Genomic DNA, 25,410 nt, shown 5'->3' on the forward strand with positions numbered 1-25,410 from the left:
GAGGACGTTGATAATAGTGTAGTCATTTCAGAAAAGTTCTGGAAAGAGCATTTTAATAGTGACCCTAATGTAATTGGTAAACCCTTAAAAACAGCCAGTGAAATTGAAGGTGATGGGCATATTATAACCGGTGTTGTAGCGGCTAATTTCAGCCCACCCTACATGATTAAAGCGGGCTCTGTTGATGTTTGGTATCCAAGCAGTGCCGATCGTCGATTTTTTCATAACGATGACTGGCAAAGCCCATGGACTAACACCTTTAGAAATCTCAAGTTAATAGCAGTATTAAAGCCTGGCGTCACTACTTCGCAAGTAAAAACCGACTTAAAAGCCCAAATTGATACCATAAAATCTGAGTGGCTGAACAATGGTGGTATTACAGATGTGAACCCCGTTGTCACGCCTTACCGTGAAGTCGAGCTAGGTAACAACGATGATTTAAGCTTAATGATGCTCGCTGGTGCGTTAGGGCTACTCGTCATTGCTGTACTAAACGTCAGTACCTTATTCTTTTCTCGAGCGTTAGCGCAACATAAAACCTTAGCTTTACAAGCTGTGCTGGGCGCAAAACGTAAAACATTATTTAACAGCATTTTACTACAATCGCTTATATTGATGAGTATTTCGGTCAGTATTGCGCTGTTTTTGTCAGTCTGGGGAATTAGACTATTTAAAGTGCTTGCTGAAGGCCGCTTACCATTAGTGAATAGCCTAGCTGTAGATATCAACTTGGTACTTATCGCCATAGTGATGTGTATTGCTTTAGCGTACATTTTCTCAATCATCACAGCGTATTTAATTAATTATAAAACCCTCAACCAGCAAATGCAGAACAGCGGTAAAGGCGGTGTTTCGCAAGTATCAGGGCGTACTGTTCGTTTATTAATTGGCGTGCAAATGTTTGTAGCCGCTTTACTGGTTAGCTTCTCGGTCATGGTGGTGAGTAAATCCTTAGAGACCATCAACCGCCCTTTAGGCAGCGATACTGAAAACCTGTATTTTGCACAATTATTTCAAGTTAATAACGATGCAACATTAGCTGAGCGCTACGAGCAAATTAAGCAGTATCAAAAAGTATTACAAAACAGTGAAGGTATTAAAGATGTCGCACTTGGGCAAAGCCCAGTATCCGCAAGGCAAAATGCCAACACCCTGACCGACGTTGAAGGTAAAAGCTCCATCTTCTTCCCCAGCCAATGGGTCGGGCCTGATTACTTTGACTTAGTGAACACCAAAATACTCGCAGGGCGTACTTTTAGCGAACAAGCTATGCGAGGGGAAACAAATGAACTTTTGGTATCTATTAGTGTGGCTAAATGGTTATTACCTGATCAAGAATACACAGACATTATCGGTAAAAGCTACAAAGGCCTTGAAGATAAAATGTTTGAGATTGTCGGCATAACTGAAGATTTTAACCACCCTAAATATTATGATGAATCATTTGGTCGGCACATGTGGTGGCCGGCACAACCTTGGAGTTATATGTTTGTTATTGAAACAGAACCCAGTGTTGAGCTTACTAGCAAGCAAGTTTTGAATTTATTAAGAAAAGCCAATAGCCACCTAACCTTATGGCAATTTAGAGACTTACAGCAAGAGTACGATGGTTTGCTGTATATGAGCCGCCTTACAGTAGTACTGTGTTGTACGCTGGCGCTTTTTACTCTATTACTCGCTGCAATAGGTATATTTGGCGTACTGAGTTACAACTTAGGCCTACGTCGGTATGAATTTGGCATTCGAATGGCACTAGGGGCTAAAAAAGCACGCTTGTTTAAACTTATGAGCAAAGAAGCCGTACTCCCCGTGTTAATCGGTTTTATTTTAGCGCTAAGTGTAATGGTAGTCGGCTACCATAGCCTGCAAGAACAGCTTGTCACATGGTTAATTTTAGACGTGCGCTTGCAATTAATGGCATGGTTTATCACTTTGATTATTGCAATGTTCGCCTGCTTTAGGCCACTATTGCTACTAATTAAAGCCAAACCGATGGCCGCACTTCGTAACGACTAAGCGAATATTGTTTACCCACCAAGCAAAAGCAAAGTAATTTGCTTTTGCTTGCAATAAGAAGAACAAAATGGACCCAATTTTAGTAATCGACGACCAAGCCGATGTTCGCATGGCCGCCATCGTCGCTTTAAATCAACTCGGCTTGCAATGTATTGAAGCCCAAGGCCCTGAGCAAGCCCTCGATATTATAAACAGCAATGCAATTAGCCTTATTTTGCTCGATATGAACTTTAGGCTCGATACCACCTCAGGAGATGAAGGGCTGCGATTTTTAAAGCAACTGCAATCACTTGATTCAACCACTCCCGTTATCGTAATGACTGCATGGGCGAGTGTGGATGTCGCGGTCAAAGCGATGCAATTAGGCGCCGTTGATTTTGTTGAAAAACCTTGGAATAACCTGCGTTTAACTGCCGTTGTACAACAGCAACTAACGCTGAAAAAAAAGCAATCACGATAATGCCTGTTTAAAAGCACTGAACTTACCAAAAAATAGTGATTACATCGCCAATTCAGCGGTGATGCAACAATTACTAACACGCGCAAAACGCGCCGCAAAAACCGATGCCAGTATTTTAATCACCGGAGAAAATGGCACCGGTAAAAGCCTACTAGCAAACTATATTCACCAGCACTCCAATCGCTGCGAGCAGCGCTATGTGAGCGTAAATATTGGTGCTATTGCCCCCTCTTTATTTGAAAGCGAATTATTTGGTCATAAAAAAGGCGCCTTTACCGACGCCAAAGAAGACCGCTTAGGCCGCTTTGAAATAGCCAATGGCGGCACCTTATTTTTAGATGAAATAGCCACGCTCCCCCTTGAGCTACAAAGTAAAATGCTGCGCGTACTAGAAAGTCAAGAGTTTGAAGTATTGGGCTCAAGCCAAACGCAAACAGCGGACGTACGGATCATTGCTGCCACTAACGCAGAGCTCGCTAAAGCCATTGAAGCGGGTGAGTTTCGCCGCGATTTATTGTTCAGGCTCAATACTATTGAACTGCATATTCCGCCACTACGCGAGCGCCCTGAAGACATTATAGAATTAGCCCATCACTTACTTGCAACGCACAGTAAAAAATACCAGCGTGAAGGCATGTCACTTTCAGCCACTGTGATTAAAGCGCTCACGAACTATACGTGGCCAGGCAATGTGCGAGAACTTAGTCATTGTATTGAACGTGCCGTGATCATGAGCGATAACGACAATATCGATGCCAATGATTTGATTCTTGAACAACCCAGTAGTGATGCAAGCAACAGCGCAACAAGTGATTCATTACCGTTGCTGCCACTGGAAGAACTTGAAAAACAAATGATTCAAAAAGCGCTGGCACAATTTAATGGTAATGTTATTGCCGCGGGTGAGTTTTTAGGCTTGAGTAAATCAGCGATTTACAGACGAATCGATAAACACCAGCTTGATTTAAAAGAAGCAGACTTTTAATGACCCGCACTCACTCGCTCGAACAGCGCCTAATGCGTTATGCTGCCTTAGTTATATTTATTGTATTAACCTTGTGTATTTTGCTTGTAATAACGTGGGGGCTCGATTGGTTTGCAAGCATTAGTATTATACTCCCCGTCGTTGCAGTTAGCCTGTTTGCAGTAGTCAAAAGCTACAAACTGACCCTTGATGTTATCGAACGCTTTGGTACACAGCTCGATGCACTGGCTAACAACGAGAGTAATAGCTGGCATTTAGCACAGTATCAAAACGGGCGAGTAGCCAACCTTAAAAATGACTTTACCAAGCTCAGTGACAAAATAGCGCAAGGTAAGCGTCACTATATGCAAACTGAAGAGTTCGTGTTTGAGTTTGCTAAAATGCTTGATTTACCCATTGTTATTTTAGACCCTCACGGACAAGTTTACTTTACCAATAACGCATTTTTAAACACCTTAACAGCACCCAATGTTGAAGGATTAAGTAGCACCGATCTAGGGCTGATTTATAACAGTGGTCGTTGGCAAATAGAGAAAGAGTCGCGTTTTAAACGCCGTTTTATCGTATCAGCACAAACATTTTGGCGCACAGGGCGAAATTACGAGCTGCTTACGCTATTTTCTATTGAACAACAGCTACGCGCAAATGAACAAGACATTTGGCAGCGCTTAATTCGCGTGCTCAACCATGAAGTGCGTAACTCCTTAACGCCGATTTACTCCATGAGCCAATCACTGCAAACCATGAAACAGCAAGGGCAAATAACCCCAGGCCCAGACCTTGCCCAAGATATGCTGCAAGTGATTGAAAAACGTGCGCAACATTTGCTTGATTTTGTAAATAGCTACAGCGCATTTTCAAAACTCCCCTCGCCAAATAAACAGCAAATCAATAACGAACAAGTGAATTTACGGCTACAGGCAATATTCCCAGAACTCGTAATTCACTCATCTCAGCCTGTGAATTTTACAGCCGATTTAGGCCAGCTTGAGCAAGCACTTATCAACCTAATAAAAAATGCCTTTGAAGCGGGCGGTAACACGCCCCCCACGCTTAACTGGCAACAGTATAAAGATAACGTTGTGATTGAGCTGACTGATAGCGGCACAGGCATTGCCAACCCCGACAACCTATTTGTGCCTTTTTACTCAACCAAAGCACAAGGCGCGGGCATTGGTTTGGTGATCAGCCGCGAATTAATACGCAACCAAGGTGGCGAGTTGACTATTAACGCACGTTCAAATAAACCGGGGACCCAAGTATTCGTGTCCTTGCAATCACGTTAGTCGTTTTATCATTCGCTTTAGCGCGGGCGCTTTGAGTGGTTTGTAAAGCAGCGGGTAGCCTGCATCAAGCACCCGCTCACGAATACCTTCATCATGATTGGCTGTGTTAACTATGGCAGGCAGAGTATCAAGGCCTGCCTGCTCAATAACGTCAAGCCCAGTCACACCGTCATCTAGTTGATAATCAACGATCAGTAGTTGCGGTAAATTGTGAGCTACTTTTAATTGCTCAAGCTCTACTAAGTTAGTTGCAGTGGCTATTTCACAGCCCCAATTTTCAAGTAACTGCTTAAGTGCTTCGAGGACATTACTGTCGTTATCAACTAACCAAATTCGTAAGCGGCCTAACTCTGTTTCTTGGCTTTGCTCGATATGATGAACACCATTATGAGTATGATTTTTTTTACAAGGCAGCGTTAGCGTAAATTGCGTGCCTTTGCCCAACTCTGAGCCCATAACTAGAGGGATATTAAGTAAATCACAAATACGCTTAGTAATGGCTAAGCCCAAACCTAATCCTTCAGCGTTATGCTTAGCGCCTAGTTGTTTAAACTCTTGATAAATAGTTTGCTGATCAGCCGTTGCAATGCCAATCCCCGTATCTTCAACAATGAAAGAAACATGCTCATCATGATGTTGCATTTTCAACCGCACTTCACCTTGATCAGTATAACGAATTGCATTACTCAGTAAATTACGAAGAACTCGACGTAGCAAGGCTTTATCTGTTGTTAAACGAACGTCACAGGTTTCAATAATAAAGCTCAACCCTTTATCTTTAGCAAGAGCTGCATAGTCATTACGTAGTGGCTCAACTAGGCTACTTGCCAAAAACTCACTAGTTTGCACTTTAAATGCACCTGAATCTAACTTGGTTAATTCTAAAATACTCGATAGCAGCTCCTCGGCACTTCCCAGTGAATTTTTAATATTAAGAGCTAATTCTTTGAGCTCAGTATTATGTGCTTTTTCATTCATAAGTGAGCAAAATAAACTAGCAGCATTAAATGGTTGCAATAAATCGTGACTCGCAGCGGCAAAAAAGCGTGTTTTACTCACAGTCGCTTGCTCTGCGACTTGCTTGGCTTGTGATAGTTCATGATTTGCTTGCGTTAACGCAGTAGTGCGTGCTGCTACTTTTTCTTCAAGGCTAACATTGGCCTCGGTGAGTGCTTTTTGCTGCTTAACAAACTCAGTAATATCTGTATACGTGGTTGCAAAGCCTCCGCCCGGCAAAGGGTTCCCTTGCATTTCAAACACCCGACCATCATTATGAGAACGCTGGTATTTATAAGCGCTGCCTTGTTTTAAATACGCTAACCGCTTCTCCACTTCATTATTAATGTTTTCACTACTAAATAAGCCTCGCTCAGCATTAAAGCGAATAATATCAGCCACTGGCCGACCAATATAAAGCGCGTCATCAGGGTAGGCAAACATCTGTTTATAGCCTTGGTTCCACGCCACCAAGCGCAACTCACTGTCGACCACACTAATACCTTGCTGTATGTTTTCTATGGTCGACTGTAATAAATCACGATTAAACTTTAATACTTGTGTTGCTTCATCAACAAACTCAGCCACTTGCTCAAGCGGTTGACGCTGCTCATTCTTAGCCACGTCTAAAATTAGCCGCGCAGATGCGCCACCTATTACTGCCGACATCTCTCGCTCAATTAATAGCTCAAGTTCAACATTAGCAGGATGCTTCCACTTACTTTTATCAGCAGGAAAATAGTCACTCACTAAGGTTTGACTGGCATCTTTTTCAGCAAAGCGTTGTAGTAGCGCACCTAAATCATGGTAGCTAAGTGGTTGCAAGGCTGTATTTACTCGCGAGTCAGTCACTTGGCTAATAAATTTATTACTTTGCAAGCGCTCAGCTAATGTGGCTTGGCTAAACAGAGGAACTAAAAAATAAACTAAGCAGTTGGCACCCAATGATAAAATTAACGCTTGGCTAATACTCTCAAGCCCAAGGGAAAATAGATCCGTTGGTGCCAACCAAGCAATCTGCCAAGGACCATTTACTAGCCAGCTGTTATCACCGCCTAAACCGCTCGCTAGACTTGGTAACAATAAGGTGTAACCCCAAATAACAAAGCCACTCAAAATACCCAGTTGCGCACCTTTACATGAGGCTTGCCGCCACCATAATCCAATGATCATCGCAGGAGCAAACTGTGCCACAAGAGTAAACGACATTAAACCTACATTGGCTAGTGTATTGGTCTCGCCCAACACCCGATGAGTAAAATAACTAAGCAGCAAAATTAACACAATAACCACTTTTCGGGCATGCAGTAAATTGCTCTTATCAAGTCCTCGGCTACCCGAAGTAAGCTGTGAACCGACGGAGAATAAATTGGTTAATAAAGTCATTGGTGATCATGACCGACAATACAATAGCCGACACAATCACCATGCTGGTTGCAGCAGAAAAGCCGCCTAAAAAAGCGAGTAAAGCAACAAGCGGACTGTCTGCCGCCATGGGAAGTGCCAGTACAAAGGTATCGTAACCAACATCACTGTGCTGAAAGTAAATCAGACCAGCATAAGCAATCGGCAAAATAAATAGGTTAATAAGTAATAAATAAACTGGAAATAACCAACGTGCTGTTGTCAGCTCTTTGTCATTATTATTTTCAATAAAACTCATATGAAATTGTCGCGGCAGACATAGGGTAGCCAAAACACCCAATATTGTATGCGCAACATATACATAGGTTGGGCTTTGAGTTGCGGCTACTTGTTTATCTATATTAAGCTCGCCAGCTTTTGCAAACAACACACTCGGGCTATCAAAAAGCACAAAGCAAACGTATAAACCAACCACAATAAATGCAATTAATTTAACCACAGACTCAAAGGCAATACTGGCGATAAGCCCTGGATTATGTTCACTAGGCCTTAATCGCCTAGCGCCAAATAAAATAGCAAATAGCGCTAATAACAAGGTGATATAAAAAGTGCTATCAGCCCATACTTGATGACTTTGTGATGCAGCCCGTGCAGTGAGTAAGTTAATACTTTGCGCAGTCGCACTAAGCTGTAACGAAATATAAGGCACAATTGCAATAACTGAAATCAGCGAAATCAAGCCAGATAAACTTGATGATTGGCCATAACGGGTAGCAATAAAATCAGCCATTGAGGTCAACTTTTGCTGACGACATATATGCGCAATACGACAATAAATTTGCCAGCCAAAAAGAAACAATAAAATAGTACCCGCATAGGTTGGGGCTAACCACCAACCATTGTTTGCCGCTTGCGCTGTGGTGCCAAAAAATGCCCACGAGGTACAATAAACCCCTAAAGATAAACCGTAAGTTAAGCCTTTAAAAGGTAATACTTTTCGTCTATCAGCCCAACCAGCTACAGCAAATAAAATCCCTAAATAGACCACAGCAAGCAAACTTATTGACCAAATAGAAAACATAATCACAGATTTTTTAATTATTATTAAATCAGCATAGGTGTTTTTGTAAAAAAAATCAGCACTAACTTTAGTCCTAAGTAGCTGTTGTAAAAACAGCTTTATCAAAGCAGGGGGATAATGAGAATTATTTGCAAATGACTGTTGACACATCAAAAGATCTAACTGATAATCAATACCAACAAGTCGATAGACATAACGACTTGTTAGAACCAGCATTGAATTTGTTTCTCGACCCTGAAGCAACGTGTAGCCCACGTTAAAGCTATGGTTACCTGTTATTAACCGCAACGCCCCTTGATGTTGATAACGGGTAACCACCCTACTATTTTACTTGCTACATTGCTCATATCGGTGACGGTAGATATGAAACTAAAAAGCCCTTACGGGCTTTTTTTATGCCTAAAATTCTTATAAAAATTAGATCCACCTGGTAACTACTTCAATTAAATAGAAATAACCAACAGACAAAACTTAATGAGAATTATTTTCAAATAGGTATTGACACTTTATCAAATCTAACTGATAATCAATATCAACAAGACGGTAAAGCACAGCGGCTTGTACGGAATAAACTGAATTTGTTTCTCGACCCTGAAGCAACGTGTAGCCCACGTTAAAGCTATGGTTACCTGTTATTAACCGCAACGCCCCTTGATGTTGATAGCGGGTAACCACCCTACTATTTTACTTGCTACATTGCTCATATCGGTGACGGTAGATATGAAACTAAAAAGCCCTTACGGGCTTTTTTTATGCCTAAAATTCTTATAAAAATTAGATCCACCTGGTAACTACTTAAATTAAATAGAAATAACCAACAGACAAAACTTAATGAGAATTATTTTCAAATAGGTGTTGACACTTTATCAAATCTAACTGATAATCAATATCAATAAGACGATAAAGCACAGCGGCTTGTACTGAATAAACTGAATTTGTTTCTCGACCCTGAAGCAACGTGTAGCCCACGTTAAAGCTATGGTTACCTGTTATTAATCGCAACGCCCCTTGATATTGATAACGGGTAACCGCTCCTACTATTTACTTGCTACATTGCTCATATCGGTGACGGTTGATATGAAACTAAAAAAGCCCTTACGGGCTTTTTTTATGTCTGTGATTTATGGCTTGAAGAACCTTAGCAAAAACTAACGACGATTTTTACGTGCTCGCGCTCGGCGTTGTTTTTTCTCTTCTTCTTTAGCTGCTTTTTTAGCTTCAGCTGCAGCACGAAGTTCAGCAACCATCACTTCTTCTTCTTCACGCATGGCTGGTGTTTCCATAGTAATACGGCCAATAATGCCATCGCGTAATTCATTAATTAGAATTTCTGACATTTTATACGTATCGATTTGGTTACCACCGCGAATACAGCCACGTTTTTTACCCGCCATTTCAACAAATTCCCAATCGCTTTGCGGTAATTCATCAATTTTATAACGCGCTTTTAAAAGCTCAGGATAGGCATGCAATAAATATTCAGCGGTGTAGCTCGCCACTTCTTCATAATCAAGCGCCGTATCACGAATAGCACCTGTCGCACCAAGGCGATAACCAGAGTTTTCGTTTTCAACTTTTGGCCATAACATACCAGGCGTATCGTAAAGCATAATACCATCTTCAAGCTTAATACGTTGCTGCGCCTTTGTAACCGCAGGCTCATTACCTGTTTTGGCAACTATACGGCCTGCTAAGGTATTAATAAGCGTAGACTTGCCTACATTGGGAATGCCCATGATCATGGCTTTAATTTGCTTATCAGCGCCAACCTTGTGTGGTACTAATTTTTTACACAGCTCATTAATACGATGAACTTCAGCCGCTTTATCATTACCGAACGCAATAGCTTTTACACCATTTTCTTGCTCAAAGTAATCCTTCCACGCTTGGGTCATTTTAGGATCGGCTAAATCGGCTTTATTGAGAATTTTGATGACCGGCTTACCTTCACGCAAACTCGTCACCATAGGGTTTTCACTACTGTAAGGAATGCGCGCATCAAGCACTTCAATGATCACATCCATCTGTGGCATGATTTCTTTAATTTCATTACGGGCTTTGTTCATGTGCCCAGGGAACCACTGTATTCCTGCTCTACTCATTTGATTTATAAACCTTTTAATTCAGCCCACAACACCATGCTTTACTTAATTAAGTGCTATGTGGGGTACTGGGTGAATAATTTCGATTTATCACCTCAACTAATAATGGATAGTTTACTACAGAAGAGCAATTTAATGCTTCTAAAAATAAAAAGAGTAATCAAACCAAGATTACCTATGTGCTATAAGTTATGTAATTACTTTTAATCATAATTGAAGGGGCTTAATATGGCGCTCATAGCCTCTATAAAAGATCACCCGAGCTACAGTAACTTGGACAGATGATTTATCTCCTGCCTTTTTTAAGTTGTTAGAACTTTATAATCAGAAGGGTTTAGATATATATTTTCGCGATGCTACATCTAATTAATGGGAAATATGTGTAGGCATAAAAGGACGTATGGACTTCCCATAGTTTGTTAGACTCCAAAGAACCTAAATTTAGAACTTTTACACTATAAAGTTTAGATACTCAATTTACAAAGCACCAAATTCGCATTGAGTACAGCAATACACTTAGCGTAACTTTGGCTCAAATTAGTTGTATGCATTATTTATAGGTATCGAGTCCAAATCGGACTGCTTCTTTTGAGCTGAATACCTGAGCTTTCATTAGTTCCATTATCATTAGTGCATGAAGTTTGTAATTGGTCTTCAGATAAATTCTGAGTGTTAACTTCCAATCCTCCTTGACCGACAGTAGTACTTCCATCCTTATTAGATCCGACAACTAAGCCCCCGTTGATAATAACTTTAGCTCCTGTCGTTGTGATTCCACCACCCAGCGTAACATGGCCACTCATACTCCAACCAGCAACACTTAAAGACTCTTCTGAAACAATAGCTGAATTGGCAATTGATAAACCGCTATTGTCATCACCAACTAACTCGCCACTTTGATTACAAAGATTTGTAGGAATGATATTGCCTTGACATAGGGCCACAACATCAAAATTGGGAGCAATAATATCACCATGTCCTGAGCTAGTTAACTCAACATCCCCAACAGTAATTAAAGTGTTAAGAAGATCTTTTCCTATGCCACTTACTGCATTATTACTACTCACACCATTAATTTTAAGTGAGCTATCAAACCAAGCAACCCCTGGAGGGAAAGCTGAAAGACCATCTGGTTCCCAAACGTTATAACCTCGAAAACAATGATTATTTCCCCAACCACACGTTAAAAATGGCTGCCCATTGAATGATCGCAGATCTTCTGTCAATAAATCATAAACCCCATCTAGTTCTGTACCGTCTGATAATGTTACATGCTGGATGGTTAATTGTCGTTTTGCACCTATCTCTTCAAATATATAATTAGCAGATGCTTTAAAATCTTCGGCAACAACTTGCTCAACTCTTGTGTCACAAAATGGAATTCCAGGTAACCCTGGGCTAAGATACGAAACTTGCTGAGTTAAGTTTTTAAGACCAACACTCCCTGAGTAGCTAGGTACATTAAATAAACCTGCAATTTCACTTGTGCTTGCAAGGTTGGGGGTGTTCCAACAGTTTGAACTACTACTACATCCACCTTTGCTAGCTGTTAGGTTTCCTCCACCAACTAATGTTCCAATATCTCCAGCCCCCATAATAAAATCACCATTTGATAGAACGGTATTATAGTTAGCACCATAGCCATCAGCAAAAATGCTATGCCCCCAGAGCTGGTTAACGTTTAGGCTATATATATTTATACTGCCACCAGAAATATTACTTGCTTCAAATCGTAATGTAGAAGGTAAAGACCCTTCACCTTCTAATACCTCATATTTCTGCCCAGTCACAAAGCCACTTAGCTCATCTATAATAGCTTCGCTCAAATCAACTAATAACCTCCCACCAGTATCCATTTCTATAACAAAAGGAATATTTTTAGTTGGGATTAAAGTACCAGATATCCAAGGAAGAGAAGAATTTGTAGAATCTGTAATTAGCTTGCCCCCAACATCACCCGTGCCTATTACAATTCCATTTTTATCTAATATAGTCGTGGTATAAGCGCCTGCACGAAGAAAGTTATAATCTCCATTGCCTGTATTTCCAATATTAATATCACGCGCCCAGACACTTGCATTATTTGGCTGAGACATCGAATCAACCTTAAACTCTCCTCCAACGAGCAAAGTTGCATTATCTTTAATTCCTCCACCACTCATAGTAACATCACCGCTAGCACAGCCTGATATACCACTTTTTGAAGAGGCCCCAAGCGTTAGGCTACCTTCAACAGCAATATCAGATAAGGTATCACCAGAGAGAAAATCCGTCCCCCCTCCTGTTAAATTAGTTACCCCCCTCATAACTGCAGTTCGGTTTACTGAACATGATGAAGCCTCTGGTTCGCTACTTCTTTGCATTTCAAATACAGCTTCTATGGTTGAGGTAGCATGTGCCTTTGTATTTTTTGCAGCTTCACCTGTGATTTCTGCATAAACAAATACATCATCATCAACTTCTTCTTTATAAATATACAATTGTATATTTTCATCCTCAATTTCTGCATTTAACTTTTGCTGTGGCAGCTCTGAATCTGATTTTGAGGGTAAAGCTTCAATTAATATTTCTAAGTTATCGCTACTTAAAGAGCTTAAATATTTTGATGTTATATCGACTCCTGCCCAGGCTTTTCGCTGAGCTTGAGTTTGAGCGTGAAAGGTCATGGCTTGACTTTGCGATCCCTCTACAGCTCTAAAAGCTCCAAATACTGCAACGGATATTGCTACACCAACAAAAAGCAATATAGCAATAGTAGCAACTCCATTTTGTTTGAATGGTTTATAAAACTTCATGGCACTCATTTATTGCTCGCTTATTATACAAAATTCACCATGCACGTAGAGCTATCTATAAAGTGCTCTGTTGAGTTTTGCACAACTAACGTAATTTTAATGCTCCCCTCAACTCCGATACCAAATGGCCAACAAGGGGCCCGTGTCGCCACTATTGTAATTGGCTCTACATCGTCAGTTGAATATTGAGAAGGTAAAACAAGTCGAGCTGTAGGAGTAATGTTACCCATCATAGTATCGCAAGACACTCGCCATAAACCGCCACTGGTATCGGCACGTAATCCATTGCATTGGATACTGCCAGCAATATCACTTAACCACACAATGGTATTTCCTGTGGCTATTGACCCCGAAGGCGCATCTAAAGCTACCAACGTATCGTCATTTAATATACGTAAGTGTGTATTATAAGCCGCATCAGCGATACCAAAGCCTGCGTCTTGTAATAACATGTGCGCAGATAGTAAAGCTGATACACGTTCACCATCGCTACGAGAGGATTCAGACGCAGGTACAGTAGTTTGTATCGTATTGCGAAAAATCATCATCATCCCAATCAAAACAATAGATGAGATTAACAACCCAATTAACAAGCTAATTAACGATATACCGTATTGCTTATTCATTCTACTTCCTACTCGTCCGACATTCGTATAACTCCATCTCCACCAAATAACTCGCTTGAGGTATCATTTTCTGTAGTAGATAAAGTAATAGAATAAGCCGTTACAGGAACGCTAATACCACCAGCAGAAATAGTCACCTCGGATTCGTTACAGTTCGCCGTCAGCGGTACAGTACCCACCCAGTTTAAACTGCCTGGATTTGTGCATAGGTTTATTTCGTTGCTTTGTTGAAAACGCTCCCGCATTTCCAACAAAGCCAAGTTTTGAGTATTCATATAACGCTGACTCACAAGTCCGCGCGCTAGCACTTGTGCAATTCCCAAAAAAAGAACCGCGAGAATCAACATTGCAACCATGGCTTCAATCAAAGAGATACCTCTTTGATAAGTTCGTCCCTTAGTAAAGTTGACCGGTATCATTAACACTGCCTTTGCTTAGTACGTAATCTAAATTGGTATTGAGTGGGGTATTATTGCTCAACACGGCTCCACGATTATTGATAAAGATAGCCGTTAGACTTTTATTATCGCTGCTTAACTCTACACCTTCTGGCCATTTTCCTTGCCATATAATAGTGCCTGAACAAATATTTCCATTCGGTTGACGAACTTCTAGTTTATTATTCGTTAGATTAATACAAGAAGCGCTACTACTATCGCCTCGCGCGTCTACAGGGTTGCGCAGAGCTAATGCTTTACTTTGTTTAAAAGCGCTATTCAGTTGGCTTTTAGCATCATTAATTTGTGCATCGTACACCCATGTTTTTGTATAAGGCACAGCCACCAATGCCAATACACCGATAATGCTTACCACCACCATTAATTCAATAAGGGACAAGCCCGATTCTTTGCTTACCAAGAGCTCAATCCGCCACAGCCACCAGATAGGGTACGAGTGCCTTCATGAGTTAATGTGAGGGTGCATTCAGAGCCGGTTGCTTTTAGGCTATAAGTACTTGCGGTAAGAGTCATGGTTATAGTGTAATCAGTAGAAGCTTGATACCAATTCACATTGCTGGTAGTTGCACCGGTATAACTCAATTGACGTTGAAAGTGGTTTTCAAGTGCCACTGAGAGCGCAACTAAATCAGCACCTGCGACTTGAGCACGGCTACGTTCAATATAATTTTGATAAGATGGTAATGCAATTGTCGCCAAAATAGCGATGATAGCCAGTGTAATCATTAACTCAATTAAGGTAAAACCTAGCTGTCTAAAACAACAATTATACTGATTAGAACAGTATTTCATTACAACACCTTTATATAAAAAAACAATTTAGAGCTATAAACGCGAGGAAGACTAACATTCTGGACCGATACTATTACCAACGCATCACCCTAACTCTAAATTATACATTATACACTAAAAGAGATGATATTTGGTAATAACTATTGATTATAAAAGAAACTATTTATAGCTTTGCTATAATAATTTTATACCTCACTATGCATAAGAGCTCTACACGGTAATATTACAATTTTTATTTAACTTAGATCAATCTCGGCAGCTGAGCTAAAAATCAGATACAGATATAACTCTACAGGTTTAGTTTAATACCACTAACAAAGCTTAAAACATCACCTATTTTTACTTTATCAATGTTTAATTGCGCTATACTGGCGCAAATTTTTTCAAATAAACTGTTATGGCTCTTAAATCGACGATTATTAAAGCGCAATTATCGCTAAGCGATATGGACCGCCACCTTTACCAAGACTTTAATTTAACCTTGGCGCAGCATCCATCTGAAAACGATCAGCGCTTGATGATCCGCTTGCTGGCATATGCACTCAATGCCTGTGAAGGTTTAGAATTCACTAAAGGTTTATCGGCTGATGATGAACCAGAGCTATGGCATAAAAACTACAGCGATGAGATTGAATTATGGGTTGAGCTTGGCTTACCAGATGAAAAGCGCCTTAAAAAGGCCTGTAATAAATCTAAACAAGTCGTGCTCTATACTTATGGTGAAAATAATCAAGCTATTTGGTGGCAAAAACATCAACCTAAGCTGTATGAATTTAAAAACTTAAGCATTTATAGTTTAGACTTTGCAGCAACACAGGCACTTGCCGGATTGGTTGATCGCAATATATCGCTGACTATTACTATTCAAGATGGTGATGTATGGGTGAGCTCTGATTCAGTGAACATTGAGATTAAACCCGTACAATTAATGTAAATTGTATCCTGTAAAAAAGAGGATGTATGGCTGTTCAACACGTTGTGGTGCTTCACGGATTGTATATGTCTGGCTTTGTAATGCGCCCTTTATGCTCGCAGCTCGAAAAGTCTGGGTTGAACATTCTTAACCTTTCTTATAATACGCTTTCTCCCGATCGAGCAGCTATTTTTGAGCAAATTGATACATTTATAGATAATAAAAGTACGGCACTCGTATGTCACTCTATGGGCGGCCTTGTGGCGCGAGCTTACTTGGCCGCTAATTCTCTGCAAAGTCAAAATGTTGAAAAAGTCATTACCTTAGGCACCCCGCATAAGGGCAGTCATATCGCACGCAGAATGCAGCAAAAAGGCTTTGATGTGTTTTTAAAAAATAGCGTCGATTTTTTACTTACCGAAAATGGTGATTGGCCATTTAACGCAAAGCTCTATAGTATTGCTGGCGACTTACCAATCGGCCTAATGCCACTAATTGCTAAAGGCAGTCAATCAGATGGTACTGTATTAATTGATGAAACCAAGTTGCAAGGCATGGCAGAACATAAAGTATTTCATTTAAGCCATACTAGTATGATTTACTCACGCCAAGTCATAAATTATATTCTTGAATTATTAGTTTAATCTTCTGCGCTAGCAGCAATTTTATAAGCTACGAATGCAATGATGGCTAATAACAATTGAGTTGGGGCAGCAATATAGCCAAAGGTATTAAAATTAGCAAAGCTCGCTCCAGCCAAATGACCCACTAATCCAACCACAAACGCAACTAATGCGATCCCTATTACAACCAACTCCATTTTATTTTCTTTTTGTGTTTTAGCTTGCATGAGTAATCTCCCAGTTATTTAACTGGGTTTAGTATGCGCCGACTAAAAAACAAACTATTGACCTAAATCAAATATGCTAAGGCATAATCCACAATGCGATAAAAAGTTTGCTTTAGATCATATTTAGCATCTATTTTTACTTATCAACTGGGCGTTTTCATTACTAGGGGTGTTTTTTGCAGAATTAAGTCCCATCTCTATTAAGCAACCATAGTAATTTATAAACTTATAGATAGAGCTTAATTATTGATAGGTAAAAACTATAGATATTATTGATATTAACCATTTTACACATGAGCAATAATGGCTGATACTTACCCTAAGCCATTGAGCAACACACTTAACAGTTTTATTAAGGAGAAGAATATGTCACAGGTAAATGCAATAGGTCTTAACAGCGCCAAAAGTGAAGGTATCGTAAAATCACTCAATACTCTGTTAAGCAGCTACCAGATTCAATATATGAATGCCCGCGGTTTTCATTGGAATATTAAAGGCCGCAACTTTTTTGAACTACATATCAAGTTTGAAGAAATTTATAACCTATTACTTTTAAAAGTAGATGAAGTCGCTGAGCGCATTTTAACGCTTGATGGTGCACCACTGCATGCATTCTCTGATTACTTAGAGATCAGCGAGATTAAAGAAGCTAAAAACATTAGTGATGGTGTTACAGCAGTCGAAAACTTATTAGCAGGTTACAGCACGCTAATTAAGATGCAGCGTGATATCTTAGAACAAGCAAGTGATGCACAAGATGAAGGTACGGCTTCACTGATGAGTGATTATATTTCTGAGCAAGAAAAATTAGTTTGGATGTTAAAAGCATACTTAGATTAAAATTAATAAGGCCCTTAATTAAGGGCCTTCTTTTTAAAGCCAGCTTTTTACATATTCATAGTCAGGGTAGTTTTCTAAGTAGCTTTGAACGCTAGGATAAAACTGTATGTTCATATCACTTCCTTGACAAATATGCTCCACCGTATTTTTTGCAATTAAACTAGGTTGAAGGTAGTCAACCCGTTTGTAGCCACGGGCTTGGACGCCTTCATTATTAAAACAGCCTATCACTTTAATATAAATAATTGGCGGCTCGATTGAATATTGCCAATCACCATGCGCATTGAACATTGTTATACCTATTGAAGGCGCCCCCTACTGGTCACTTTTTGTTAATTAAGCTGATAAAAAAGGCCATTTCTAAGGCTTTTTCTTCTAAGCTTTTAAAGCGCCCTGATGCGCCGCCGTGCCCAGCATCCATATCAGTTTTAAATACTAGAATATTATCATCTGTTTTGTACTCTCGTACTTTAGCCACCCATTTCATTGGCTCCCAATATTGCACTTGGGAGTCATGTAAGCCTGTAGTCACCAGAATATTTGGGTAAGCTTGTGCTCTAATATTATCATACGGAGAATACGCAGCTATTAGATCATAATACTCAGAGTCATTTGGGTTACCCCATTCATCATACTCATTAGTCGTCAATGGGATAGACTCATCAAGCATTGTAGTGAGTACATCTAAAAATGGTACATGGCAACCAATAGCCAAATATAACTCTGGCGCTTGATTAACCACCGCGCCCATTAATAAACCACCCGCACTACCACCCGATGCAAACACCTTATCTTTTGCCCCATAACCTTGCTCAACCAAGGCATTGGTGACATCAATGAAATCATTGAAACTATTTTGCTTATGTTGTTTTTTACCGCTCTCGTACCAATAACGCCCTAGCATTTCACTACCACGAACATGTGCGATCGCGTAAACAAAACCGCGGTCTAATAAGCTAAGCGAGGTACTCGAAAAACTGGGATCAATGGTTATACCATATGCGCCATAACCATATTGAAATAATGGGTTAGTACCATCCTGTTTGAACAAGTCTTTACGATAAACTAATGAAACAGGAATTTTTTCGCCGTCTCGTGCAGTCACCATTAAACGCTCCGACGCATAACTTTCTGCTTTGAAGTCGCCTAAAACTTGTTGCTGTTTTAACAGTTTTTTTGCGCCTGTTTTTAAATCTACTTCATATAAAGAACCAGGGGTCGTAAGACTCGAATAATAAATACGTGCTGTTTCAGAGTTACTTTCTGGGTTCATGGCAACCGCTGCATAATAACAGGGATCATCAAACTTCAGGGTCATACGTTGCTGTTGCTGATCAACAACTACAAACCGTGTTTGGCCTAGCTCGCGCTCCGTTAGCACTAAAAATTTATCAAACGTTTCAACACCTTCAAGCAGCACATCTTCACGGTGCGGGGTATGTTCTTGCCACTGACTTTTATCTGCTACCGTTGCTTGTGTAGCGGTCATTAAACGAAAGTTTTTGGCTTGCCAATTAGTGACGATATAAAAAGTTTCGCCAAGTTTATCAATATCAAATTCATGACCTTCTTCTCGAGGCATTAACTGTGAAAACTCACCGCTTGGCTGATTGGCATCGAGCACCCAGGTATCATTGGTTTCTGTACTTGCTAAATCGATAATAATTAAGCTTTCATCGCGGCTTTTGCCCAAGCCCATAAAGTAGCTGCGATCATGCTCTTCATATACCAAGACATCGTCATTTTGCGAGGTACCTAATGCATGACGGTAGACTTGAAAGCCTAGTAAGGTTTTTAAATCTTTTTTAACGTAAAATACCGTTTGATTATCGTTAGCCCAAACCACTTGGCCTTCAGTATTCTCAAGTACATCATCAAGTAAACAATCATCACTAATTACTTTAAACTTCACAGTATATATACGGCGACCTTCAGTGTCCTCTGAGTAAGCAAGTAGTTGCTCATTAGGACTGATCGCCACTTCACCTAAGTCATAAAATTCATAGCCGGTAGCTAGCTTATTAACATCTAACAGAAGCTGCTTATCATTACTGCTAATATCACTACTACGATAGTGACGAGCGTATTCATCATCACCACGCACTTCTGCGTGATACCAAAACTGACCATCTTTCACCGGAAAGCTATTATCGTCTTTAACTATCCGGCCCTTTAACTCATCAAATAGTTGCGTTTGGAAGGACTTAATTGGCGCAAGTTGTTTATCGCAGTATTCGTTTTCTGCATTTAAGTGCTCAAGTATTTCAGGCGCTTCTCTTTCGTCATCGCGCATCCAGTAGTATTCATCGACACGCTTTTTCTCATGCGCAATTAAAGAATGTGATTGTTTACGCGCTACAGGGGCGTTAGGTAATAAAGACAAAGATACGTTTGATAGAGACACAGAATAACCAATAAAAAATTTTGTTACGGTGAGTTTATCATAACTTTTCAAATCCCATAAAAAAGCCCACTCAAATGAGTGGGCCGAAAATGCTAAATAGCATTAGGGGGAACAGTTCAATTATTTGGCATTTGTTGCCAAGCTAAATCCCAGCTTTGGCCAACGCCCGGTTCATACAACGGGTTATTCTCTTCTTTTACTTTACAAAAACGATCAAATGGCCAAGGTTTACACTTGTAAATCATCCCTGTTTTTGGCTGTAAAACTTTAACTCCTGCATTATAATCTTTACTTTTATCTGGATAAACATAGTCATATGCAGGTTTAGCTTGCTCCCAGTCATCGCATTGGGCAATACAATGGAATGTTAGCTCCGCTTGCGTGATACCACTTCCATCAAGCGCATAAATTTGATTAGAGCGATAGCCAATCACCAAGCCTTGCTCTGTCATTTTTCCCGCTTCAATTAATGGGATATACATATTAATGTGCTCGGCAATGCGACGAGGCCAGTTTTGTGGCTCACCTTGTTCACTATTAGTGATTTTATAATCAAACGATAAATCGACTAGCTCTCCTTGCATATCATAAAAGGTCACTGTCACCATATCGCCAACAAATAACTGGGTATGGTGATTTAAGCAACCTATTGCCGACCATTTTCCACAGGCCAATGACGAATGCATAAACAAAGTAACACCTTATGAATACTTAATAGGTACTATCCAACATTTACAGAATAAAATAAATACTTTTTTACTAGTTTTAGGCAAATGATACACGGTGAAGGAGACTACCCGTGCAGCAACCCCGCTATCTTAGTACTAAACCTTAGACCGGAGGCTTTGCGTCCTAACCTTTCGATTAGTTTGCCAAAACGTTTGAAGTATAAAGTGACGTCCTACAAAGATCAAACAAAAGAATGTAACCAGAAATAAAAACCAATCCTTAAAACCTATAAACATTCAAAAAGCGGATATCTAATTATCAGGTATAAAAAAGCCAGCATCATTGGTGCTGGCTTTTATAGTTGGATTGTCGCTTTTTACGCGGTTTGTCTGTTTCGATTAAAAAGTTTTTTAAGCCTTCTAAATGGACTTCCAAACACCGCGCCTATATCACTCATCATAATGTATAAACACGGTACCAACACCAAGGTGATCAACGTTGCAAACATAACTGCAAAGCCCAGTGCTACCGCCATTGGAATTACAAACCGTGCTTGTAGGCTGGTCTCAAACATAATGGGTAAAACGCCTGCAAACGTTGTTATTGACGTCAGTAATATTGGTCTAAAACGCGCACAGCCAGCTTCAATTACAGCATCTTTAACTGCAACCCCCTGTCGACGGGCTTGGTTTACAAAATCAGTCATTACCAGTGAGTCATTAATTACAACGCCTGCGGCAGCTATAATCCCAAATCCAGACATTAGCGTTAAATCTAGCCCAAACCAGAAGTGACCCCAAATTGCACCAGTTAAACTAAATGGTATTACCGACATCACAATCAGCGGTTGGGCATAGCTTTTTAGTGGTACAGCGAGCAAAATGTAAACTAAAATCATGCCGCCAAAGAAAAACATTACCTGTTGATTAGCTTGCGCTTGCTGCTCTTCTATTGCACCACCAAGTTCTGATTTTACACTTGGGAACCTCTTCTTTAAGCTGCGGTAGTAATTTGTCTTTTACCTGGTTAATCACTTCATTTGGTTCAATAACTTCTTCGTCAATATTGCCATAAACATATACTGTACGATAACCACCTTCGCGACGAATATAGCTGATCCCTGGTGTTTCAGTAAGCTCAACTACATCACCTAATAGCACCTCTTTACCTTGAGGTGTTGTAATTACGGCATGTTTAAGTGAAGAAAATGCTTCACGAGTGAGTTTAGGGTAACGCACCATAACGCGTACTTCTTCACCACGGCGAATAACACGTTGCGCTTCACCACCGTAAAAACTAGCGCCCACTTGGTTAGCTATCGTTGCTAAGTCTAGGCCTAAGTCATAAGCCACTGGCTTCAAGCTCATTTGCACTTCTTTACTAGCGGGGTCAATGGTTGAGCTTATATCAAACAAACCATCTTGTTGTTGTAACAGTTGAATAAAGCGACGCCCAGCATCGTTTAAAGTATCAATGTCAGAGCCGTATAGTAGGTAGCCAAATTCACCATCGCCACCACCTTGGCCATTTACATCATCATAAATTGTTAACGACTTCACACCCGCAATAACAGGCATTTTCTCTCGCCAGCGACGAGAAAGCTCAAATGCATTATAAGGACGTAAATCTTCTTCAACCAAAGGTGCTAAAAGCTGCGCTTCTGTACGGCCTTGATTAAAAACCAATACATCCCTAATTAACTTATGCCCATATTCACGTTCAGTTTCTTTATCAATAGCAATAACCATTGCTTCAATTTCACGTATCGCTTCAATAGTTTGCATATCCGAAACATTATCGTTCATTTCTAAATTAATTTGTGGATAATCATGCGGTATTTTGGGCATAAACCCAGTACGTACTTGATTTGATGCTATCAAAGCAAAAGTAATAATTAACAGAGCAACAAATAAAGAAAACACAGCCCAGCGCCATTCAACGCAGCGCACAATAAAGCGTCTGTATGGGCCATTCACAAAGCCAAAAAAGCGCTTATTAAAACGTGCTCGCCAACTATCCGGCTTAATTGGTGGAAATTTAGTATGTGCGATGTGCGCTGGTAAAATTAGTTTTGACTCAATTAAGCTAAAAATTAAACACAGCATAACCACAACGGCAATACCATAAAAGAATGCACTCTCAGGACCGGTTGATAGAGTAAATGGCGCGAATACGGCAACAGTGGTGAGTACTCCAAAGGTTGCTGGTGTTGCGACTTTTTTAGCACCATTAACAACGTTAACAACACCACCGCCTTTCTTTTCAATTTCGGTATAGGCGCTCTCACCGATGACAATGGCATCGTCCACCACAATCCCCAACACCATAATAAAGGCAAATAACGATAGAATATTAATGGTTACGCCAAACAGCGGCATCATCATCATCGCACCTAAAAAGCACACTGGCAGACCAATCATTACCCACAATGCAAGCTTAAAACGCAAGAAAATAGATAACATAATGGCTACCAAAATAGCGCCTTGGATCAAGTTATTTACCATCATATCTAAACGCGCATTCAGGTAATAAGTGAAGTCCATTAACGGCTCTAAACGCACACCTGGCGGTAGTTCTTTATTTTTCTGATCGATAAATGCTTTAACTGAATCTGCAACAGGAATGATACTTTGCTGCTCCGTTGCCTTCACTGATAAGTAAACGGCATTTTCACCATTGAACTTAAAGTAACGCTCACCTTCTGTGAATTGATCTTTAATAACAGCGATATCTTGCAGTAATACTTTGGCACCATTAGCGCCAATTTTAACTGGAATTTGACGAAACTCTTCACCAGAGTAAAGCTGGTTTTCAACCCTTACAGATATTACACCTGCATCGGTTTTTAATTGTCCTGCAGAAAAATTTGCTGAATAGCGGCGCACAGCTGCGGCTACTTCACTTAACGTAAGGTTATAACGACGTAACGTATCTGGCTCAATCTCTATTGCTATCTCATCCAATGGAACATCATTAACCACCAATGATACATTTGATAGCTGCAATAATTCATCTTCAATTCGATTAGCTATAGGCTTGAGTTCATTAAGTGGTAAATCAGCAACGAGCGTCATGCCGATTACATCTTGGCGAAACTCAACCTGACTTATGGTGACCGGTTCCATTCCCGCAGGAAAAGTCGCAATACCATCGACGCGCAGTTTTACTTTATCGAGTACATCGGTCAACTCAACATCGGTATTGATTTCAAGCTGTGCACTGCCACCATTACGAAATGCGCGGTAGGTCCCTTTTTTAATTTCAGTAATATCTTTTAAAGACTCTTCAATCTTAATTAAGATACTTTCTTCCATCTCTTGGGGCGAAGCACCTGGGTAGTTTGCGTTTATAGTAATATAGTTAACTTCGATGTTTGGGAACATCTGACGTTGAATTGTGAAAAAACTAATGATGCCCATCACAATAATGAAAACCATCATTAAATTTGCAGCAACAGAGTTATTAGCAAAATAGGCTATTAAGCCCGTTTGCTTTTCTGTACTTGCAGGGGCAACATTTGGTTGCTCTGATTTTGGTAGTTCCGTGTTACTCATAACGCAGTCACCTTTTATAGTTTTTCAGTGGCTGCACTATCGAGTGCATCAATTTTTTTAACATCTTGAACACCAGCAACTTTAACCGCCATCCCCTTTTGCGGATATTCAGGTAGAGTCATTACCAGCTGGTCATCGGCCTCTAAACCATCGCTAATATAAAAATACTCACCCTCTTCACGAATCACTTTTACTTTACGTGGTTCTAATTGCTGTTCAGCATTTACAATCCATACCGTTTGATTGTTTACCAACTCTTGCGGTAAACGATAAATATTTTCAAGCATCGCACCGGCAAAATTAACTTGTACATATGTGCCGTATTTAATTGCATGTTGTTTATTTACTAAGCCATATGGGTCATCAATACGAACAACTAAACTACTCATGCGAGTCGCGTTGTCTACTACACCTAAATCACGGTCAATCTTTGCTTCACGGCTGAAACCATGCAAACCTGTTTTCATTACCGTCGCTTTAATACCTTTAACACGCTCAGGTAAAAACACACTATCAAAGCCTGCGATCGGGATAATAACTTCTGCTGTTTCAATATTGTTTAATTCAGCCACTTGCGTGCCCATATTAATATATTGACCAACACCAATTTCACGGCTCACAACCAGTGCATCATATGGGGCTGTAACTTCACAGTTATCTAAATCGCGTTGTGCGCGTTTTAATCGAGCTTGAGCAGATTTAACCGATGCCTCAGCACTGAGCACTTGTGGTTTACGTAAAAATAGCGCGGTACGCTCCTTACCAGGAAAACGCTTAGCTTCATCTTCGGCTACTTGTGCTTGTGCTTGCTCTTCTATTAATTGTGCTTGAGCTTGAGCAAGCTCTGCTTGAGCTTGTAATAAAGCGGCTTCGTAATTATCTTTTTCTATCGTAAATAAGGTTTCGCCACGTGCCACTATGCCACCTGCGACAAAGTTAGGATGCCAACTTACTACCTCACCCGAGACTTGCGCTGATAAGCGAGTGCTCTCAAGCGGTTTAACTTCACCATAACTGTTAATCACAACTTGATGATTATTCGCAGCCACAGGCTCTACTTTAACAACCGGTCGTGTATCTACAACGTCTTGTTTTTCTGGTTCTTGTGCAATCGCATTTATTCCTGCAAAGCCAGCAATACCAACGCTTAACACAACAAATGGCAACACCCACTTCAATAGAGTTGTTCGCATTATTAATACCCCTTAATTTTTACTG

Annotated in this window: 16 protein-coding genes, 4 pseudogenes and 1 riboswitch; of the genes and pseudogenes, 7 read left to right on the forward strand and 13 right to left on the reverse strand. The window is 40.3% G+C overall.

What is annotated here, in order from left to right:
* Window positions 1-21: 21 nt before the first annotated feature.
* The 4 genes and pseudogenes from ACU8V8_RS15885 to ACU8V8_RS15900 form a co-directional block, all read left to right on the forward strand.
* Window positions 22-1,359: pseudogene (locus tag ACU8V8_RS15885) on the forward strand (FtsX-like permease family protein); the annotation flags it as partial.
* 261 nt (window positions 1,360-1,620) lie between these two features.
* Window positions 1,621-2,016 (forward strand): ABC transporter permease, encoded by a 396-nt coding sequence (locus ACU8V8_RS15890; RefSeq protein ID WP_446889663.1) that lies wholly within the window; start codon window positions 1,621-1,623, stop codon window positions 2,014-2,016.
* Window positions 2,017-2,083: 67 nt separating this feature from the next.
* Window positions 2,084-3,461, forward strand: a pseudogene (locus ACU8V8_RS15895) (sigma-54-dependent transcriptional regulator).
* Window positions 3,461-4,747 carry a sensor histidine kinase gene (locus ACU8V8_RS15900; RefSeq protein ID WP_446888145.1) on the forward strand — a complete coding sequence of 429 codons (1,287 nt, stop codon included), beginning with the start codon at window positions 3,461-3,463 and terminating at the stop codon, window positions 4,745-4,747. Before ACU8V8_RS15895 ends, ACU8V8_RS15900 begins: the two are co-directional and overlap by 1 nt.
* Here ACU8V8_RS15900 and ACU8V8_RS15905 read toward each other — a convergent pair.
* The 7 genes and pseudogenes from ACU8V8_RS15905 to ACU8V8_RS15935 form a co-directional block, all read right to left on the reverse strand.
* Window positions 4,739-8,189 (reverse strand): annotated as a pseudogene (locus ACU8V8_RS15905) (PAS domain-containing hybrid sensor histidine kinase/response regulator). The gene ACU8V8_RS15900 and the pseudogene ACU8V8_RS15905 overlap by 9 nt on opposite strands.
* 1,148 nt (window positions 8,190-9,337) lie before the next feature.
* Window positions 9,338-10,291 (reverse strand): ribosome biogenesis GTPase YlqF, encoded by a 954-nt coding sequence (ylqF, locus tag ACU8V8_RS15910; RefSeq protein WP_446888146.1) that lies wholly within the window; start codon window positions 10,289-10,291, stop codon window positions 9,338-9,340.
* A gap of 554 nt (window positions 10,292-10,845) precedes the next feature.
* Window positions 10,846-13,086 carry a hypothetical protein gene (locus ACU8V8_RS15915; protein WP_446888147.1) on the reverse strand — a complete coding sequence of 747 codons (2,241 nt, stop codon included), beginning with the start codon at window positions 13,084-13,086 and terminating at the stop codon, window positions 10,846-10,848.
* Window positions 13,087-13,109: 23 nt separating this feature from the next.
* Window positions 13,110-13,712, reverse strand: a complete 603-nt coding sequence (locus ACU8V8_RS15920) for a hypothetical protein (protein ID WP_087531337.1) — start codon at window positions 13,710-13,712, stop codon at window positions 13,110-13,112.
* Between the two features lie 8 nt (window positions 13,713-13,720).
* Entirely contained in the window at window positions 13,721-14,131 is a 411-nt protein-coding gene (locus tag ACU8V8_RS15925; RefSeq protein ID WP_446888148.1) for a type IV pilus modification PilV family protein, read from the reverse strand.
* Window positions 14,109-14,570, reverse strand: coding sequence for a pilus assembly FimT family protein (locus ACU8V8_RS15930; protein ID WP_446888149.1), 462 nt, complete (start codon window positions 14,568-14,570; stop codon window positions 14,109-14,111). The genes ACU8V8_RS15925 and ACU8V8_RS15930 overlap by 23 nt, the downstream gene beginning before the upstream one ends.
* On the reverse strand, window positions 14,564-14,962 hold the full coding sequence (locus ACU8V8_RS15935; RefSeq protein ID WP_446888150.1) for a type IV pilin protein: 399 nt from the start codon (window positions 14,960-14,962) through the stop codon (window positions 14,564-14,566). Before ACU8V8_RS15935 ends, ACU8V8_RS15930 begins: the two co-directional genes overlap by 7 nt.
* Window positions 14,963-15,359: 397 nt before the next feature.
* On the opposite strand from ACU8V8_RS15935, the gene ACU8V8_RS15940 reads away from it, so the two are divergent.
* Window positions 15,360-15,896, forward strand: a complete 537-nt coding sequence (locus ACU8V8_RS15940; protein WP_193050055.1) for a YaeQ family protein — start codon at window positions 15,360-15,362, stop codon at window positions 15,894-15,896.
* A gap of 26 nt (window positions 15,897-15,922) precedes the next feature.
* Window positions 15,923-16,519 carry a lipase family alpha/beta hydrolase gene (locus tag ACU8V8_RS15945; RefSeq protein WP_446888151.1) on the forward strand — a complete coding sequence of 199 codons (597 nt, stop codon included), beginning with the start codon at window positions 15,923-15,925 and terminating at the stop codon, window positions 16,517-16,519.
* Here ACU8V8_RS15945 and ACU8V8_RS15950 read toward each other — a convergent pair.
* Window positions 16,516-16,725: a hypothetical protein gene (locus ACU8V8_RS15950; RefSeq protein ID WP_446888152.1), complete on the reverse strand. Its 210-nt coding sequence runs from the start codon at window positions 16,723-16,725 to the stop codon at window positions 16,516-16,518. The genes ACU8V8_RS15945 and ACU8V8_RS15950 overlap by 4 nt on opposite strands.
* A 366-nt stretch (window positions 16,726-17,091) precedes the next feature.
* On the opposite strand from ACU8V8_RS15950, the gene ACU8V8_RS15955 reads away from it, so the two are divergent.
* Window positions 17,092-17,565, forward strand: a complete 474-nt coding sequence (locus ACU8V8_RS15955; protein WP_301561693.1) for a Dps family protein — start codon at window positions 17,092-17,094, stop codon at window positions 17,563-17,565.
* A 33-nt stretch (window positions 17,566-17,598) separates the two neighbouring features.
* On the opposite strand, the gene ACU8V8_RS15960 is transcribed toward ACU8V8_RS15955, so the two are convergent.
* The 5 genes and pseudogenes from ACU8V8_RS15960 to ACU8V8_RS15980 all read right to left on the reverse strand — a co-directional run bounded on the left by ACU8V8_RS15960 (window position 17,599) and on the right by ACU8V8_RS15980 (window position 25,385).
* The gene (locus ACU8V8_RS15960; RefSeq protein WP_446888153.1) at window positions 17,599-17,856 is read right to left on the reverse strand and encodes a hypothetical protein; all 258 of its coding nucleotides are present in this window, start codon (window positions 17,854-17,856) and stop codon (window positions 17,599-17,601) included.
* A gap of 31 nt (window positions 17,857-17,887) precedes the next feature.
* Window positions 17,888-19,969 carry a S9 family peptidase gene (locus tag ACU8V8_RS15965; protein WP_446888154.1) on the reverse strand — a complete coding sequence of 694 codons (2,082 nt, stop codon included), beginning with the start codon at window positions 19,967-19,969 and terminating at the stop codon, window positions 17,888-17,890.
* Window positions 19,970-20,085: 116 nt separating this feature from the next.
* Window positions 20,086-20,655, reverse strand: coding sequence for a chitin-binding protein (locus tag ACU8V8_RS15970; protein ID WP_446888155.1), 570 nt, complete (start codon window positions 20,653-20,655; stop codon window positions 20,086-20,088).
* A 114-nt stretch (window positions 20,656-20,769) separates the two neighbouring features.
* Window positions 20,770-20,853, reverse strand: a riboswitch (cyclic di-GMP riboswitch).
* Between the two features lie 161 nt (window positions 20,854-21,014).
* A pseudogene (locus ACU8V8_RS15975) lies at window positions 21,015-24,192 on the reverse strand (efflux RND transporter permease subunit).
* A gap of 14 nt (window positions 24,193-24,206) precedes the next feature.
* Window positions 24,207-25,385, reverse strand: a complete 1,179-nt coding sequence (locus ACU8V8_RS15980; RefSeq protein WP_446888156.1) for an efflux RND transporter periplasmic adaptor subunit — start codon at window positions 25,383-25,385, stop codon at window positions 24,207-24,209.
* Between the last annotated feature and the right edge of the window lie 25 nt (window positions 25,386-25,410).

It is taken from the genome of Pseudoalteromonas sp. SaAl2 (genome assembly GCF_052947895.1).